The organism is Caldicellulosiruptor sp. DIB 104C (assembly GCF_028198085.1).
GTDB lineage: Bacteria > Bacillota > Thermoanaerobacteria > Caldicellulosiruptorales > Caldicellulosiruptoraceae > Caldicellulosiruptor > Caldicellulosiruptor saccharolyticus.
The window spans coordinates 2,035,309-2,050,971 of sequence record NZ_CP116337.1 but is presented as its reverse complement, the minus strand read 5'-3'; the positions used below and the strand labels follow the sequence as shown (position 1 = coordinate 2,050,971).

Genomic DNA, 15,663 nt, shown 5'->3' with positions numbered 1-15,663 from the left:
GAATTTTTCAGTTGTTTCGTTTCTAAAAACCAAAATAAGCAGTAAAAATCTCGCCACATAATATTTTTTGATCCCTAATCTAGCTGGTACAGTAGCATAAATATTTTATTCATAAGCTGCAACATAGATATTTTTTCCTTTTCATGATAGGTTAGAACTTCTTTTGTTATCTTTCCATTCTCATTTCGCAGTCTTAAAAGGTCATTGAAATATACTATCAAATCATTTAGAGCTTCAAGCAAAGGTTGTAGTTGCTTCTCTGAGATAACTTCTTTTATGTAATTCTCTAAAACAGTTTCCCAATTTACTTGAAAACTGTATATGGCTGATAAGTTTCCAATCATAATGTTTTCGATACCTAAAATAGAGTTTTTGTCACCTTTTTCAGTATTTACTGCATTATCACTTCTGACATTTGTTCTTCCCAGCAAAAAATCAGTACTTACATTGAAGAAGTCAGCAATTTTTACAAGCTTGTCAAATGTTGGTTCTGCTTCATTGCGTTCATACTTTGCCCAAGCTCCTGTTGTAATGCCAAGCATTTCAGCCATTTGCTGCATGGTTAAGCCTTTTTCTGTCCTTAACATCCTTAATCTTTCACCAAACATATTCACCCTTCTTTCACTTTTTATACTATTAGTATACCATTTCACTTTCGATAAAAAAAGTTAAAAATTTTTCGTGTTAAAAGTTGAAATTATACTTACAGTATATTATAATCAAAATATACCAAAGGTATAATAAAGACAAACGGTAAAATGTCAAGAGGGTTTTTAAAAAAATTTTTTTAGATAATTAGGGCAAAAAAGACAATAGAATATCGAGCCGCTCAGCATGGAAAAATTTAACTGGCAGCTTGTTTGGGAAAGATTATTAAATTAAGAAATTGGGACTAACTAAGTATTGTAAACATCACCTCTTTCTTGATATATTTGACCTTTGCTGAGCATGGCAAAGATCAGAGGGATTAATCGTCTTGCGGTTAGGACGAGGGCACGTTTATGCTGGTGTTTGGTAACCTCTGAGAACTTCTTGTTGTAGAAAGCTTTGTAGCGTACTGTGTGCTACAGCACACAGTTAGCAGCCTCAACAAGATAGTATCTCAGGTATTGGTTACCACACTTAGCTAATGAGACATCTTGGGCATTGAAGTTGCCTGATTGGTACTGAGTCCAAACCAGGCCAGAGTACTTTGCCAAAGCAGCTTCATTTTTGAAGCGCTTGATATCACCGATTTCAGCGATGATGCCGGCTGCAAGAACATCTCCTATGCCAGGGATGGTAGTCAGGGTTTGAGAGAAAGCTTTAAGTAGTTTAGAGATTTCTTTGTCGAGTTTTTTGAGTTGTTCTTGCATAAATCTAATATTTTCAAGAGTCATAGACAAAGCTAAGTCATTTGCCTCAGCCAACAGAGGATGTAATCTGTATGAACGCTTAGCAGCGGTTTTAAGTATTTCAGCGATTTTATTGACATCTGAGAGTCTATTGTTGCCGTTATCGGATACGAACTTAATTAAATCTTCTAAAGGCATGGAGGCAATGTCGTCAGGTGTAAAGTTTTCGATGATAGCACAAGAAGCTTTACCGAAGATATCTGAAAATGGACAGTCTTGAGAATAAGTAGAGAATTTAAGGTATATGAGATTGAGAGCTCTGTTTTTTTCGCGAGTTAGATTGTGAACAAGATGATAGCGCATTCTGGTAAGGCGTTGTAGTGCAGCATATTTAAAATCAGGCAAAGGTGTTGGGTTGAGTTTGCTGAACCTGACACATTCAGCGATGATAATTGCATCGATGCTATCTGTTTTAGGCAAGAAAGTGTAGATTTTTTTGAAGCCTTTGACTATGCTTGGGTTGAGAACATAAAAAGTTGGTTTATATGGCAGCAGTTCAGATGAAGAAGCAAGATACAAGTGCAGATGCCAAGCGTAATGTGAAGTTGCTTCCATGCCAAACTTAATACAGGATAGATTATACTGGCTGAGGCAGTCAATAACTCTTTTGATTAATTCGTTAGCGCCTTCTTGATCATTAGGCAAGGAAAAAGGTTTTTTAATCAAGTGATTACCGGCATCATCGATGAAGAAGATAGAATTTGACTGACTACTGATATCAATGCCCACGATTAAAGTATTTGGCAATTTGAAGACCTCCTTTTTGCAAGTAGTGGTAAGAAAAAGTGTTAAGCCCTTTATCCCTGGGGATTACATGTAATGCAGCCTCGCCGATATTAGAGCTACGGAGCAGTTTACAGGGTGCACACATCTGATATGCTCAAATCAGATGTGGTAACCTGACCGTGCACAGCAAACGAGTAAACATTACTCATGTAATCCTTTGGGGTTCAGTCTTTCTCAAGCTGTGGCGTGCAGATATCAAAGCACGTCCAGCAGGAGGTGATCAAAAATATCCAAATAAACTAAATCAGGCTTAAACTTTTTCTGATTTTAGTTTACCAAAGATAAAGGGCAAATTTAAACTGTAGCAGTCAATTTTAATATTCAATTTTTGAGAAATGAGTGTTTTAAGAAAGGTGCATTATCAAAATGAATTTCCAGTAATCAATTGGTACTGATAATTAAATGTACCAATTGAGATATGAAGTTTTAAGTGATTTGATAATCATATTATACGAGCATTCCTGTAATGAACGAAAATGAGTGAAAATGAAGAGAAATGAGATTTGAAGAGATAAGGTACCTCCTGGTAAAATACAGAATGTAAGTTGTACAACTTACGACAAAACACAACAAAGGAGGTACCCTCTTTGAAGTATACACAAAATGAAAAGATATTACAAGTAACAGAGAGAACTTTAGTTGTAGGAGTAGACATAGCAAAGGAAAGGCATGTAGGCAGAGCATTTGATTTTAGAGGAGTGGAGCTTGGCAAGAGAATAGAGTTTGAGAATAGGAAAGAAGGTATGGAGAAATTTTTGGATTGGGCAAATAAGATAATGAAAGCAAATGGCAAAGACAACATGATAGTAGGGATAGAGCCTACAGGGCATTACTGGCTGTGCTTTGAGCAGTATCTGAGAGAGAATGGCATAAAAGTGGTTTTAGTGAATCCTTTTCACGTGAAGAGGAGCAAGGAGCTTGATGATAATACGCAAACTAAGAGCGATATAAAGGATCCGAAGACGATAGCGATGCTTGTGAAGGATGGAAGATATACAGAGCCAAATATACCCGAGGGGAGACTTGTCAAGAATTTTGTGTTTCCATTTCATAGCGTATATTGTAGAGCTGTAATATATTGTAACTACATTTTTTAAGAATAGGTACTCCGTTTTTCCACTTGCCCCGACGCAAGTTTTCTCTTTGTAAATATATATTTATCTCTAAAACTTCTACAGATTGAAAATAACCACCGGAGTTTATTCTTATCTTTTCAATCATACTGTTTACGCTTTCTACAGCATTAGTAGTATAAATGTACTTTCTTAAATCTTCAGGATACCTCATATGTGCAAGATAGAACTCTGCTTTTTCGCAAATACCTTTTATGAATCGAGGATATTTTGAGGAGTATTGCTCACAAAGAAGTTTGAACTTTGAAATAGCTTCGTCAAAATCAGCAGAGGAAGTTCTTAGTTTATCAAGCTCTTTGTTGAAAACGGAAGCATCATCTTTTGCCATATGTTTTCTGACATTGCGTTGAAGGTGAACAAAACATAGTTGATGGTCGGCAAGGGGATAAGCGAGTCTAACAGCATCGATAATGCCTGGAAAATCATCGCTTACAACTATTAAGACTTTTTTAAGACCTCTTGTAATTAAGTCGTCAAAGACTCTCATCCAATCGGCTTTGTTTTCTTTGCCGAAGAAAGTGTAGATACCGAAGATATCTTTTTTGCCTTCTAAATCAATGCCAAGCACGACATAGCAAGTAGCTTGTTTAACTTTTGAGTTATCTTTAATTTCGCAATGGTAACCGTCAATGATAAGAGCAAAAGCACTTTCAGGAAGTTCTCTTTGTTTGAAAAGTTGAAGCTCGTTTTTAAGATCGCTTTTGATTTTTTCGATTTCGTCTTCAGAATAAGGCAGATTCATGCTTTTAAGAGTTTGGACAAGAGAACTTTCTGAGTAACCATTGGCGACTAAAGACATGAGCAGGTCAGTGTATGAGCTGTCAACCCTTTTGTAGCGGTCAGGGAGAATGGAAGGTCGAAAGTTACCAGAGCGTGTGCGAGGAACAGAAATTTCAAGGCTGCCAACAGGTGTTGCAAGTTTTCTGCCGTAAAAACCATTGCCTTTATCGTTTTCGTTTTTAGCAAGGTAAACAGTTCTTTCTGATAACATAAAGCAATCGAGCAAGTTTTCCAAAAGCTGTTTTAAAGCTGGGCGAGTAGGATCATCTTTGGAGCAATACATATTTAATACTTGCTCGATAGCCATATTTTTAGCGGTTTCAAAAATTTCATTTTTCTCCATAATCGTGAGCCCCCCTTTGGTGATTATTTCAACACTAATTATACAGTGGACACAATTTTATTTTAACTCCCAGGGCTGGCTCCTGTCGTCATACTTGGAGGCAGTCAAGATTCACTGGGGGAAGAGGAAGGGCAGCTGGGATTATTGAAGAGAAAGCAGAAGGAGGCACTACAGAAAAGGGATGGATAAACTGAAAATACCAAACGGTACGGTGGCTGTCCCTGCAGAATATAAAGAGCAGGTAATTCCCGAATACCGAGGGAATCCCTTTATCGAAGCTCTTCCCCCGATTTTAAGTGCTGAAGAGGCTGCTGAAAGGCTTGCTTATTACCCGCCATATCATCCCGAGGAGAGGAAACTTGAAAGCCATTACCGCATCCACATGGTTCAGCGGCTTTTTCAAATATTTCAGCCACTTCCCGTTCATCTTGACATGGAAAGCAGGATCTCAAGGGTATTGAGGCAGGGTTACCTTGCCCGCAACCCTTTAAAGCCCCAGTTTGTGCAGTATCTGAAAAAATCAGATGAGGTAATAAAGGGAATTAACGGAGTTTTGGAAAGCAATGAATTGTTTCGGACTACTGCATCAGGTTTCACTATCGTAGGTGTAAGCGGCATGGGTAAAAGCACGGCGATAAATCAGATTTTACGCATGTATCCCCAGGTGATCATACATTCGCGCTATAAAGAAACTAAATTAAGCGTGTATCAATTGGTTTGGCTCAAGCTTGACTGCCCGTTCGACGGCTCCATCAAAGGTTTGTGTATGGAGTTTTTTAACAAAGTGGACAACCTGTTGGGGACAGACTACTATAAAAAATTCGGAAATGGGCGCTACAGCGTCGACAATATGGTAACTGCTATCTGCAAGATCGCACAGAACCTCGGCCTTGGCCTGCTTGTAATCGATGAAATCCAGCACCTCAATGAAGCAAAAAGCGGTGGAGATCAGCGTATGCTAAACTTCTTTGTCACTTTGGTCAATATGCTCGGCCTACCCATAGTTCTGATCGGCACGCCAAAGGCTTTGAGCGTGCTGCAGTCTCAATTCAGACAGGCAAGGCGTGGCAGCGGGCAGGGGGATATGATCTGGGAAAGGCTAAAAAAAGACGACACATGGCAGCTCCTTATAGATGCACTGTGGGGCTATCAGTGGACCAAAAAGGAAACCTCGCTTACCGATGAAATCAATGAAGTGCTGTATGAAGAAAGCCAGGGTATTACCGATATTGCCGTTAAGCTCTATGCTATGTCACAAATTAAAGCCATTGTTTCGGGAAAAGAAGAAATCACACCAAATCTTATAAGGCAGGTTGCCAAAGAAAATTTGCAGCTGGTTCAGCCCATGCTGGAGGCTTTGAAAAAGGGAAGCTTAAGGGAGATTGCAAAATATGACGATATCTGCACCGTAATAAATGTTGACTTTGCAGGTTTCCTTGACAGGAGTAAACAAACAGTAGAGACGGAAATGCGGCTGAAAGCGCTGCAAAAGCAAAGACAACAAGAAGAAAAAGAAGTATTACTTTCTAAAAAAGAGCAGGCGATTACAAAACTGTTAGAGCTTAATATCGAAGCAAAGAAAGCTCAAAAAGCGGTCGAACAGGTTATAGAAGCAGAAGGGGAAAAGATTGATGTTTCGGAGCTGGTGGTAAAGGCGATCCAGCTTCTTTCTTCACCTGTAGAAAAAACAAATCGTAAACCCAGACGCACTATCAAAAACATGAACGAAAACGACATCCGTTTTATTGTCGAGGAAGGCAGGAAGAAGCAAATGACGGCTTATGAGGCGTTAAAGGAGAAGGGGCTCATAAAAGGTATAGACAATGTTATATTCCAAGTGGGGCGATCTGGATGATGCCCTTCTTTCCTACACCTTACCCCGATGAGCTGCTATACAGCGTCCTGGCGCGGTACCACCTGCGGAGCGGAAATATCAGCTTTAAAGCCACCATGGAAGACGCTTTCGGTACTAAAAATGCCACGGCTGTAGTGGAACTTCCATCGAACATTAATGCTTTAATAAGCAACCTGCCACTTAACACTGAATATACTGCGGACTATCTTATAGACAACCACACTCTTTTCCCGTTTTACACAGCTTTCCTGCCTCCAAAGAAGAGCCAGTGGGTCAGGAATAATATGAGGAAAAGAAATGGAAAAGGAATTTACGGCAAAACTGGTATTATGGCGAGCAGTATAGTGGCAAACAAATATTTCAAATTCTGCCCGCTGTGTAACGAGGAAGATAAGGAAAAATACGGAGAAATTTACTGGCACCGTATCCATCAGATCCCTGGGGTGCTTGTCTGTCCCAAACATCAGGTAATGCTTTGCGACAGCAAAGTGCCGATTAAGGGCTATAATAAGCATCAGTATGTTGCTGCCAGCGAGGAAAATTGTATCAAGTCAGATAAGGTAGTTGTATACTCGGATAAAACTATGTCACATTTAATAAATCTAGCGAAAGATGTTGAGTTTTTGCTTAACAACCAGTTTGAAAGGCGCCCTGCGGAATGGTTTCATGAGCAGTATCGAGCGAAGTTAATAGAGCAAGGCTTTGCTACTATAAATGGGAATGTAATGCAGAAAAAACTAACCAAGGAATTTGTACAGTTTTACGGTGAGGAATTTTTGACACTTGTGCAATCGAGTATTGAAATCGGCAGTGAGAATAATTGGCTTGCAGATATGGTCAGAGGGAGTAAAAGGGCAAGCCATCCTATAAGGCATTTGCTTTTGGCAAGGTTTTTGGGTATAACCATCTCCGATTTGTTTTACAGGCAGTTAACCTATAAGCCGTTCGGAGACGGGCCCTGGCCGTGCCTTAACCCTGCGGCGGAACATTACCTTAAACCCGTGGTAAAGCAATTAAAGATCTCTTACAGCAATGATACAAAAAGACCCGTTGGGACATTTTCCTGTGACTGCGGTTTTGTGTATGTAAGGACAGGACCTGATGTTACTGAAGAATCTCGGTATAAGGTTGGGAGGATAAAGAAATTCGGGCATGTGTGGGAGGCGAAACTTAAGGAACTTGTCGAAAAGGGATTGAGCTTGAGGCAAACAGCAAAGCTGATGGGAGCAGATCCGAAGACGGTAAAGAAATATGCAGCCAAGCTGGGACTTGAGACTTACTGGGATAAAAGAAGTAAACAGGAACTTATTCAATATAAAGGGAGCAGCATTACGAATGCTGATAAGAAGGATTATTACCGAGGAGAATGGCTTAAGTTAATGAATCAGTATCCTGACAAAAGCAAAACGGAACTTCGTCAGTTAAACAAGGCAGTTTACGCTTGGCTGTATAGAAATGACAAAGAATGGCTTAAGTTTAATTCTCCAGAGCCGATATACAAATATAGAAATGCGCGCGTTGATTGGGACAAAAGGGACGAGGAGATATTGGACAAAGTAAAAGTAGTGGTCGAAGAAATGCTGAACTCTACTGAAAAGCCAGAGCGGATTACTATAAGTCTGATTGGCAGCAAGTTGGGTATAAGGGGACTCCTTGAGAAACATTTGGACAAAATGCCACTTACCAAGCAGTATCTTGATTCGGTTGAGGAAAGCAGGAGGGACTTCCAGTTAAGGAGGGTAAAGTGGGCGGTTCAGGAGTTAAAGAGACAGGGAGAAGTTCCAAAGCTGTGGAAAGTGTTGTGAAAAGCAGGTATAAGGAAGGAATTTTGCCAAGAAATGGAGAATTATATCACTGAAATTATTATGAAAGAATAATTCAATAAGTGAATCATGACAGATACAGGAACTTTTATTTTTTAGATTTTTCCGTGTTTTTAAAGTTTATAATGATGTTTGCTTACCATTTGGAACCTATATGATATAATAAAAAAGGTAAATAAAAAGCCTAAAAATAGGGTGGTCATCAAAATTTAAATTATGCAAGTTGTAACTATGATGGTAATTAGAACTCAAGACGAGAAATACATAAGAGGCTCTAAACTATATTAGTAAGAATAAAAAATTTATGAAAATTAAATAAGGGAGATGGAGAATGTGAGCGTATCACAAATATTTTCCCAATTTTGCAACAACTTAAAAGTCGATAATAAAGATACTATAAGCTATAGATATAAGCAAATTACTAAAAGGCTAAACCAAGATTTTTGGGGTACTGAATCTGATGTTGATCATAGTTTGTATGGCGGTTCATACGGTAGGGGTACTGCTATCAATTTTGTAAGTGATATAGATATGTATTTTGTATTGCCTTATAAGTATTATGTGCAATACAGTAATTATCAAGGAAATGGACAGTCTGCGCTTTTACAGGCGGTTAAAAATTCTATTAGTAAAACATATTCAACTACTAAATTAAGAGGTGACGGGCAGGTTGTTATTGTCGAGTTTTCAGATGGTGTTATATTTGAGGTTGTACCTGTATTTATAAATAAAGATGGTGTTACATATACATATCCCGATGCAAATAACGGTGGTTCATGGAAGGTTACTAAATTTAAGATGGAAATTGATGCAATAAATGAAATGAATAAGAAATGTAATGGTAACCTTAAAGAATTATGTAAAATGGTAAGGGCTTGGCGTAATAATGTAAATCTAAAAATGGGAGGGCTTTTAATAGATACATTGTGCTATAATTTCATTATGAATTGGGAATATAAGGACAAAAGCTATACTTATTATGACTGGTTAAGTAGAGATTTTTTTAAATATCTTTCAAATCAAAATCCTGATCAAGAATATTGGTTAGCACCTGGAAGCAATCAATATGTATGGAAGAAAGAAAATTTTATTTACAAGGCTAAACAAGCGTATAATATAGCAAAAGAGGCTTGCGAATGTCATTCAAATAATAAAGACGAAGATGCAAAAGAATTGTGGAGGGAAATTTATGGAAGTAAGTTCCCAAACTGATGAAAGTATAAATATATTAGAAACTCAAATTAGACAATGTTTTGGAAGCATTGTTTGGACACATAAAACTCATGAAAAGCAAGCGGATCTTTATTTAAAAAATTTCAATAAATTTAAGATAACTCAAATAATACTATCTGCTGTTACTACTTCAGGGTTAATAATATCTATACTTGGTGATAATAAAATAGGAACGATAATAAGTACAGTATTGTCAGCAATACTACTTTGTATAAATTTAATTTTTTTGAATTATGATTTAAGTAAAATGGCACAAAAACACATTGATACTGCTAATAAATTATGGGAAGTGAGAGAAGAATATATCTCACTATTAACAGATATAAAAGCAGGATTTTTAGATGAAGATACTATTCGTATAAAAAGGGATGAGCTTAATCGAAAAGTTGCAGAAATTTACAATAATGCTCCCAGAACAACAAGTAAGGCATACAAACTGGCATCTGAAGCTCTAAAAAAAAATGAAGAATTTACTTTTTCTGATGATGAAATTGATAGGTTTCTACCGAAAGAGCTGTGGAGAAAATTAACACCCTAAGAACGAATATATGTATTGTTTTATAGAACTAAAACTTGATCCTTACCACTTATTTCCAAACGATGTATATTTCATTTAAATCTTTTCCGCATGCGAAAAAAGTGGTTCCGTTTGGGTAGGGAAAAGGGAAAAGGATTAAGGGGCAAGCGGTAGAGAGGAAGATGAGGGATAAGTGGTGAGGAGTCGAGAAATGCAGCTACGACGCCACTTATCCCTTTTTCCTTTTGCCCTTGAAGCTGTCCATTCGGAAGAACTTTTTTCGCACAAATTTGAAAGGTGTATGGGAAATTTTAGTAGAAATATAGCTTAATTACGGAAAAACTTTATTACCTTCCAGAAAATGCCATGTAGAGTTTATGCGGGTTTGAGGGATTGGAAATGGAAAGGGTTTTTTTTAAATCAACAATAGGGATAAGTGGTTACAGCAATATCAAAAAAAGATGTACCACTTATCCCTTAATTTTTTTATACCTCTCTCCCCACTCATACATAGCATCAAGAATGGGTTTTAAGCTAAGCCCAAGCTCTGTGAGCGTATACTCAACCCTTGGCGGAACTTCTGGGTAAACCTTTCTAATAACAAGTCCATCTTTTTCCATTGAACGCAGCTGCTGTGTGAGAACTTTCTGGCTAATGCCATTTATGCACTTTAGAAGTTGATTAAACCTTTTTGTACCGTGCAAGAGCTCTCTCAAAATAAGGATTTTCCATTTACTACCTATCAAAGCTAACGTAATTTCCACAGGACAGAGTGGCACATTCTCATTTGAATTTTTCAATGTTCATAACCCCTTTTTTTTCTTTAAGGTTACCTAAAGTATAGTATATCACAAAAAAGTACCTACTTGCAATTATATACTAACAGTGAATAATATATTATTTGTAATCAGTGGGAAGGAGGGATTCCAAAGTGAAGGTAATAGGAATTATTGGCAGTCCGCGCAAAGGTGGCAATACCGAAATTTTGGTTGAAAAAATCTTAAGCGGTGCAAAAGAAGCAGGGCTTGATGTGGAAATATTTAAATTGAATGAGCTGAATATTCATCCCTGCCAGGGATGTAATTTTTGCCAAGAAAACGGCAGGTGCCAACAGCAAGACGACATGCAAAAAATATATAATGCGCTGTATGCTGCCGATGCACTGGTTGTTGGTTCTCCAATTTACATGAGCTATGTTACAGCCCAGACCAAGCTTTTTTTAGACAGACTGTATGCGCTTTTAAAGATTGGAGAAGGTTCAAGAATACCTGCTGGCAAAAAGTGTGTTCTTGTATATACTCAAGGTGCTGGCACAGATGGAGAGAAGATAATGAACGAAATAGCTGGATTTTTTAAATGGGCATTTAATATGGAGATAAAAGCTATAATAGGTAGTAATAACCTAAATCCTGCAGGCGAAGTGACAAATAGAAAAGAATTACTTGAAAGAGCTTTTGAGGTGGGAAAAGAGATTGTAAAAGGATAATATAATAAAATTTAAAAATTGAAGATAGAAGTTAATAATTACAGTAAATAATTACAATAGGGATAAGTGCAATTGTTGAAAATAAAGTGTTCAAGTTTCTACTTTTCCATAGATTCTTAGTGTAAAATATTTATAGGATATTGAATGGAAAAAGCTCCCTCCTCTTGGTAGAAGAGAAAAAATGATGTAGAATATAAGGTTGAAAAAACTAAAGAGAAAAGGAAAAGCAAACCAAAGGAAGGAGCAAAATGAGTAAAGATATTGTAACAAAAATAAAAGAACTTTTAAAGACTTTTGAGGACGGATTGGAGAAGATAGTGCGAAGGGAGAAGGATTTAACAGAATATTCAATTGAGCTTAAGAAGCAATTGGACCAGATAGGTAAGGGGATAATAGAGGAGGCATGTAAATTTATAGATGAATCAGTAAAAGAAAACAAAGAGAGGAAGAAGAGGTATAAGGTTGTAAGGAAAGATAAGAGAAGTTTAAAGACAATATTTGGGGATATTGAATATGAGAGGAGGGAGTTAAAATAAAATTGTGTCCACTGTATAATTTAGTATTGAAATAATCATCAAAGGGGGACTACTTAAAATGAATAAAAACGAAATTTTCGAAACTACTAAAAACATGGCCCAAGAAGCAAGTATTAAATATGTATTGCTTCCTGTGATGGCTCTATCCGCCCAGCTCTAAAGCAACTACAAGTAAAACTTGCAACACCTGCCTTGTGTCTTGAAATCTCTGTCCCTCGAACACGCCTTTAGAATTTCCGACCTTCTATCCTCTTCTTTTTCGCTACAAAAGAGTTGATAGTTCGTACACCGATCTTCTTATATCGCAAGTATGTCAATGGTTATTCTTTAGCGTTCCCTTGTCCAGACTTTGAAAAACTTAAATCTCCCTTATTCCGAAAACAAAATCCTAAAAATCAAAGAAGACCTCAAAAAATGAACTTCAATTATTCAAACAAAAAGAATTGCCCACAAGTGCTTTTGCTTCTTTTCATCGATGGTTATTCAGAAGTGAAGTTAAGGATAATTCTAAGATAAAACTTGCTACTTGCAATGCCAGCCTCGGTATCGACTCAAAAAAGGTAAAAAAGACATTTTGGTATTCTGCTCTTTCTTCGGAAAAGAAAATAAGGCTGATTGGATGAAAGTATTTAAAGACTTAATTACAAGAGGTTTTAAAGAAGTTTTAATTGTTATAAGCGATGATTTTCCTGGTATTATAGATGCTGTCAAACTTGCTTACCCTCTTGCTGAGCTTGAGCTTGCTTTTGTCCACCTTGAGCAAAATAGCTGAAAAAATATATGACAAAATTATAGAGCTTTCAGCTTTTAACAAGAGTTTAGAAAGATTTAGAATTTCTTTCTCCGATTTTGACAAAGCTGCAGCAAAATTTAAAGAACTTTGCGATGGATACCTTTCAAAATATCCTCGATTTGTTAAAACAATATCAGAAAAAGCAGAGTTTTATCTTGCCCATATGAAATACCCCATATGAAATACCCTGAAGAATTAAGAAAGCATATTTATACCACAAGCGCCGTTGGAAGTGTAAATAGCATGATTGAAAAGTAAAGAAGTAAAATTCAGGTGGATATATCAAGACTGCCAAAGTCTTAGAAATTAATATTTACTTACAGCAAGAAACCTTACGCCGTACAAAATGGAAAAATAGAGCTTTTCAGTATTAGAAAATACATCAATAACATAACCCAACTTTACAACTTGCGTTATAAATTGGAAACACAAAATTCTTGACAAGTCTCGAAGTTAGTTAATTAAAGAAAATTGTGTTGTTAGTACTTTCATAAACGGTAAGATTTTATTAAAATAAAATTAATTAATATCAAAATTTGCTGTTATTATATTGAAGTCGACTTTTATAATAAGAGAGGTTAATTAATATGGCTTTATGGGGAATTTTTATCAGTGCGTTTTTAATAGGCTTTTCAGGAGCAATGATGCCAGGGCCAATGTTAGGGGTCACGATTGACGGCAGTCTAAAAAAAGGGTGGACAGCAGGACCTTTGACAGTATTAGGACACGGAATGCTGGAACTTATATTAATTGTCATCATGACATTCGGGCTTAAAGATTTTTTTACTAATCCGACAGTTGCAGGATTTGTTGGACTATTTGGCGGTGCTTTCCTTGCATGGATGGGGTATGGAATGATAAAGTCCGGCATAAACAAGTCAGTTTCTCTGGAAAATCAAATAACGGGAAATAGTGCAGGCATGAGAAATCTTGTATTGGCAGGAGCACTTGTAAGCGCTACTAATCCTTACTTCATTCTCTGGTGGGCGTCTACGGGGATGGAATTAATACGCCAGTCTTATACTTTAGGGTTAATTGGCGTTTTGTTCTTTTTTATAGGACATATTTTATCGGACTTTGTGTGGTATTCAGCAATTTCCATGGCACTTTCCAGAGGAAAAAAACTGATAAGTGATGTTGTATATCGCTGGATTATTTTGTTGTTAGGCATATTTATTTTAGCATTTTCAATCTATTTTATAAATAGTGGTTGGAAAATGCTTCAAACCTGATGATATAATTTCAAGAGGGACCTAATGAAAAAAGGTACTATTGCCTTGTAATAGATTTAAAATTTAAACTGGAGGGCAAGCTCTATGAAATCAATTAATATATACCACTCATTCTCCTTGGAAACCTGAATTTTCTTTGTCTTTTTTTTCTTGTTCTTTAATAAAATTAACCACATTTATCACGGGCAAAATAAGAGGATTAATATTAGCTGCTTTTGTTATATCTGAAACAGTTGAACGTAAATAAGGAAATAAAATTGCTGTACCGTTATATTTAGTTAATTCAATAAATTTTTCTCGTTCTATGTTTTCACTTCCTCTAAAATAACCTGTTAATGAAATTTCTAAACTAAAAGGAAAATTATTCTCTTCTGCGTTTCCAAATATGTTACACTTTAATGTAACGGTCGATTTTTTTTCTTCTTCTCTTACATTTATGTTGACAGCTAAAGAAAATCTTACTTCTATTGGCTTATTTTCTAATTTTGCTTGATGATTATAATTATAATGAATATAATCAACCACATAATTTTCAAATCTGAAATACGGAGCACTAACTTCTTTCATCACTAAGCCACCTTTTGCCCTATATTTAAATCCTCTATATTTATATTAATTTCTTCATTATTCTCAAAAACATAATATGGATAAGTGGAGTACCACATATCTCCCTTTAAGCTCAAGTTATCAATGTAATCGTTATTTTCAATCTTACTTGTATTAACCCCTACTGGATAAGCTATTTCGAAATCATAGTAAAGTTCTTCTATAGACTCTTCTTTGCTATTCTCAATTTCTTCTAATAACCGTAATAATTCTTCATCGGTCATGTTATCTATCTGTTTATTGATATAATCAAAATATTCCTTAACAGTAATAGGTCTCATTGATATATACCTCCTCAATGCTTTTTATGCATTCAATATTTTTCACACATACTTGAACCTGTATAGGATATATGTTAGTGCCTGATATTGGTTTGCTGCTGGGAACTATATATGCAGCTCTGACAACATCAAAAGGACAAAGTCTATACATTAAATCTATTACATGCAACTCTCTCCACCTAAATTTATTATTCCCCTTATTATCAATTCTATTCTTAATTTTATGAACAAGTGCTTTAAACAATTCAAATGTTTCCAAATCACACAAATCCAACAGAGTATCAGCTTCTATTCGACTTTTTATTATTACCCAGTCGCGATATTTTCTTGCCTTGGTACACCAATTATAAGCCTGCTTTAAATCATTTTCAAAAAAATAAACACCTTCACCTAACCACTGCTTTTTACCCCTCGATATCAAAAATTTTTTGCTTGCTAATATTTTTATAGCACTTTCACGAGTTGTTCCATGATAGCCTGTACAGGAATAAGGTCTTATTAATTTAAGTTTTTCCATATCAATGATATGTATCTCCCTTTGTTAGCTTATTTTAAAATTTCACAATTAACATTCTAACGACATTATAACACTTGAAGAAAAAAAGTGAAGTATAAAATTTGGAAATTTTCCTTGTCAGTTCTAAGTCAAATATGTTATTAAATAAAGTTATTGATGCCACATCTTTATAGATAAAGATAGTTTCAATCAAGTTTATAGCCACTGTCTGCTAATAACATTCTTAGGTTTGTTGTCTAATATCTCCTACACAGGATCAAGATGTTCTGGAATTGTTGAATAAAAAATGTTATCTCATGCACAGCTTTAGCAGGGTTTAACCCGCCTCTGAGACTACCGTGGATAAAT

12 protein-coding genes and 4 pseudogenes are annotated in these 15,663 nt (G+C 36.2%); 9 read left to right on the top strand and 7 right to left on the bottom strand.

Translation table 11 applies throughout. The features are described 5' to 3' along the window. Positions 1–74: 74 nt before the first annotated feature. Both PGC14_RS10155 and PGC14_RS10150 read right to left on the bottom strand, forming a co-directional pair. A complete protein-coding gene (locus PGC14_RS10155; RefSeq protein WP_271628835.1) occupies positions 75–608 on the bottom strand; it encodes a helix-turn-helix domain-containing protein in 534 nt (177 codons plus the stop codon). 288 nt (positions 609–896) lie between these two features. After that, a pseudogene (locus PGC14_RS10150) lies at positions 897–2,141 on the bottom strand (IS110 family transposase). 626 nt (positions 2,142–2,767) lie between these two features. Between PGC14_RS10150 and PGC14_RS10145 the strand changes: the two are divergent. Then, positions 2,768–3,199 (top strand): annotated as a pseudogene (locus tag PGC14_RS10145) (IS110 family transposase); the annotation flags it as partial. A gap of 7 nt (positions 3,200–3,206) precedes the next feature. Here the strand turns inward: PGC14_RS10145 and PGC14_RS10140 are convergent. After that, positions 3,207–4,436 carry an IS256-like element ISCsa2 family transposase gene (locus PGC14_RS10140; protein WP_271628833.1) on the bottom strand — a complete coding sequence of 410 codons (1,230 nt, stop codon included), beginning with the start codon at positions 4,434–4,436 and terminating at the stop codon, positions 3,207–3,209. Between the two features lie 181 nt (positions 4,437–4,617). Between PGC14_RS10140 and PGC14_RS10135 the strand changes: the two genes are divergently transcribed. The 4 genes from PGC14_RS10135 (at position 4,618) to PGC14_RS10120 (ending at position 9,885) form a co-directional block, all read left to right on the top strand. Then, positions 4,618–6,291, top strand: a complete 1,674-nt coding sequence (locus PGC14_RS10135; protein ID WP_271628832.1) for an ATP-binding protein — start codon at positions 4,618–4,620, stop codon at positions 6,289–6,291. Further along, positions 6,288–8,096: a TnsD family transposase gene (locus PGC14_RS10130; RefSeq protein ID WP_271628831.1), complete on the top strand. Its 1,809-nt coding sequence runs from the start codon at positions 6,288–6,290 to the stop codon at positions 8,094–8,096. Before PGC14_RS10135 ends, PGC14_RS10130 begins: the two co-directional genes overlap by 4 nt. Positions 8,097–8,447: 351 nt before the next feature. Further along, positions 8,448–9,326: an SMODS domain-containing nucleotidyltransferase gene (locus PGC14_RS10125; RefSeq protein WP_271628830.1), complete on the top strand. Its 879-nt coding sequence runs from the start codon at positions 8,448–8,450 to the stop codon at positions 9,324–9,326. After that, entirely contained in the window at positions 9,304–9,885 is a 582-nt protein-coding gene (locus PGC14_RS10120) for an SLATT domain-containing protein (RefSeq protein ID WP_271628829.1), read from the top strand. The genes PGC14_RS10125 and PGC14_RS10120 overlap by 23 nt, the downstream gene beginning before the upstream one ends. Positions 9,886–10,334: 449 nt before the next feature. Here PGC14_RS10120 and PGC14_RS10115 read toward each other — a convergent pair whose 3' ends face one another. Further along, a complete protein-coding gene (locus PGC14_RS10115; RefSeq protein ID WP_271628828.1) occupies positions 10,335–10,664 on the bottom strand; it encodes a winged helix-turn-helix transcriptional regulator in 330 nt (109 codons plus the stop codon). Between the two features lie 131 nt (positions 10,665–10,795). Between PGC14_RS10115 and PGC14_RS10110 the strand changes: the two genes are divergently transcribed. The 4 genes and pseudogenes from PGC14_RS10110 (at position 10,796) to PGC14_RS10095 (ending at position 13,911) form a co-directional block, all read left to right on the top strand. Then, positions 10,796–11,350, top strand: coding sequence for a flavodoxin family protein (locus PGC14_RS10110; RefSeq protein ID WP_011916180.1), 555 nt, complete (start codon positions 10,796–10,798; stop codon positions 11,348–11,350). Positions 11,351–11,598: 248 nt separating this feature from the next. Continuing rightward, positions 11,599–11,883, top strand: a pseudogene (locus PGC14_RS10105) (UPF0236 family transposase-like protein); the annotation flags it as partial. A 61-nt stretch (positions 11,884–11,944) separates the two neighbouring features. Beyond that, a pseudogene (locus tag PGC14_RS10100) lies at positions 11,945–13,120 on the top strand (IS256 family transposase). A 146-nt stretch (positions 13,121–13,266) separates the two neighbouring features. Continuing rightward, positions 13,267–13,911, top strand: a complete 645-nt coding sequence (locus PGC14_RS10095; protein ID WP_011916183.1) for a LysE family transporter — start codon at positions 13,267–13,269, stop codon at positions 13,909–13,911. Between the two features lie 108 nt (positions 13,912–14,019). Here the strand turns inward: PGC14_RS10095 and PGC14_RS10090 are convergent, their stop codons facing one another. Genes PGC14_RS10090 through PGC14_RS10080 form a run of 3 tightly spaced genes read right to left on the bottom strand, consistent with a single transcriptional unit; the run spans position 14,020 to position 15,315 of the window. After that, positions 14,020–14,478, bottom strand: coding sequence for a protein-export chaperone SecB (locus tag PGC14_RS10090; RefSeq protein ID WP_011916184.1), 459 nt, complete (start codon positions 14,476–14,478; stop codon positions 14,020–14,022). Positions 14,479–14,480: 2 nt separating this feature from the next. Then, positions 14,481–14,798, bottom strand: coding sequence for a hypothetical protein (locus PGC14_RS10085; RefSeq protein WP_011916185.1), 318 nt, complete (start codon positions 14,796–14,798; stop codon positions 14,481–14,483). Further along, positions 14,779–15,315 carry a hypothetical protein gene (locus PGC14_RS10080; RefSeq protein ID WP_011916186.1) on the bottom strand — a complete coding sequence of 179 codons (537 nt, stop codon included), beginning with the start codon at positions 15,313–15,315 and terminating at the stop codon, positions 14,779–14,781. Before PGC14_RS10080 ends, PGC14_RS10085 begins: the two co-directional genes overlap by 20 nt. Positions 15,316–15,663: the final 348 nt, after the last annotated feature.

What these genes read in the sequence shown, in the direction of transcription:
- PGC14_RS10140 (WP_271628833.1), bottom strand. Translation starts at nt 4,436, where the DNA reads ATGGAGAAAAATGAAATTTTTGAAACCGCTAAAAATATGGCTATCGAG.
- PGC14_RS10095 (WP_011916183.1), top strand. Translation starts at nt 13,267, where the DNA reads ATGGCTTTATGGGGAATTTTTATCAGTGCGTTTTTAATAGGCTTTTCA.
- PGC14_RS10080 (WP_011916186.1), bottom strand. Translation starts at nt 15,315, where the DNA reads ATGGAAAAACTTAAATTAATAAGACCTTATTCCTGTACAGGCTATCAT.
- PGC14_RS10085 (WP_011916185.1), bottom strand. Translation starts at nt 14,798, where the DNA reads ATGAGACCTATTACTGTTAAGGAATATTTTGATTATATCAATAAACAG.
- PGC14_RS10090 (WP_011916184.1), bottom strand. Translation starts at nt 14,478, where the DNA reads ATGAAAGAAGTTAGTGCTCCGTATTTCAGATTTGAAAATTATGTGGTT.
- PGC14_RS10120 (WP_271628829.1), top strand. Translation starts at nt 9,304, where the DNA reads ATGGAAGTAAGTTCCCAAACTGATGAAAGTATAAATATATTAGAAACT.
- PGC14_RS10155 (WP_271628835.1), bottom strand. Translation starts at nt 608, where the DNA reads ATGTTTGGTGAAAGATTAAGGATGTTAAGGACAGAAAAAGGCTTAACC.
- PGC14_RS10135 (WP_271628832.1), top strand. Translation starts at nt 4,618, where the DNA reads ATGGATAAACTGAAAATACCAAACGGTACGGTGGCTGTCCCTGCAGAA.
- PGC14_RS10130 (WP_271628831.1), top strand. Translation starts at nt 6,288, where the DNA reads ATGATGCCCTTCTTTCCTACACCTTACCCCGATGAGCTGCTATACAGC.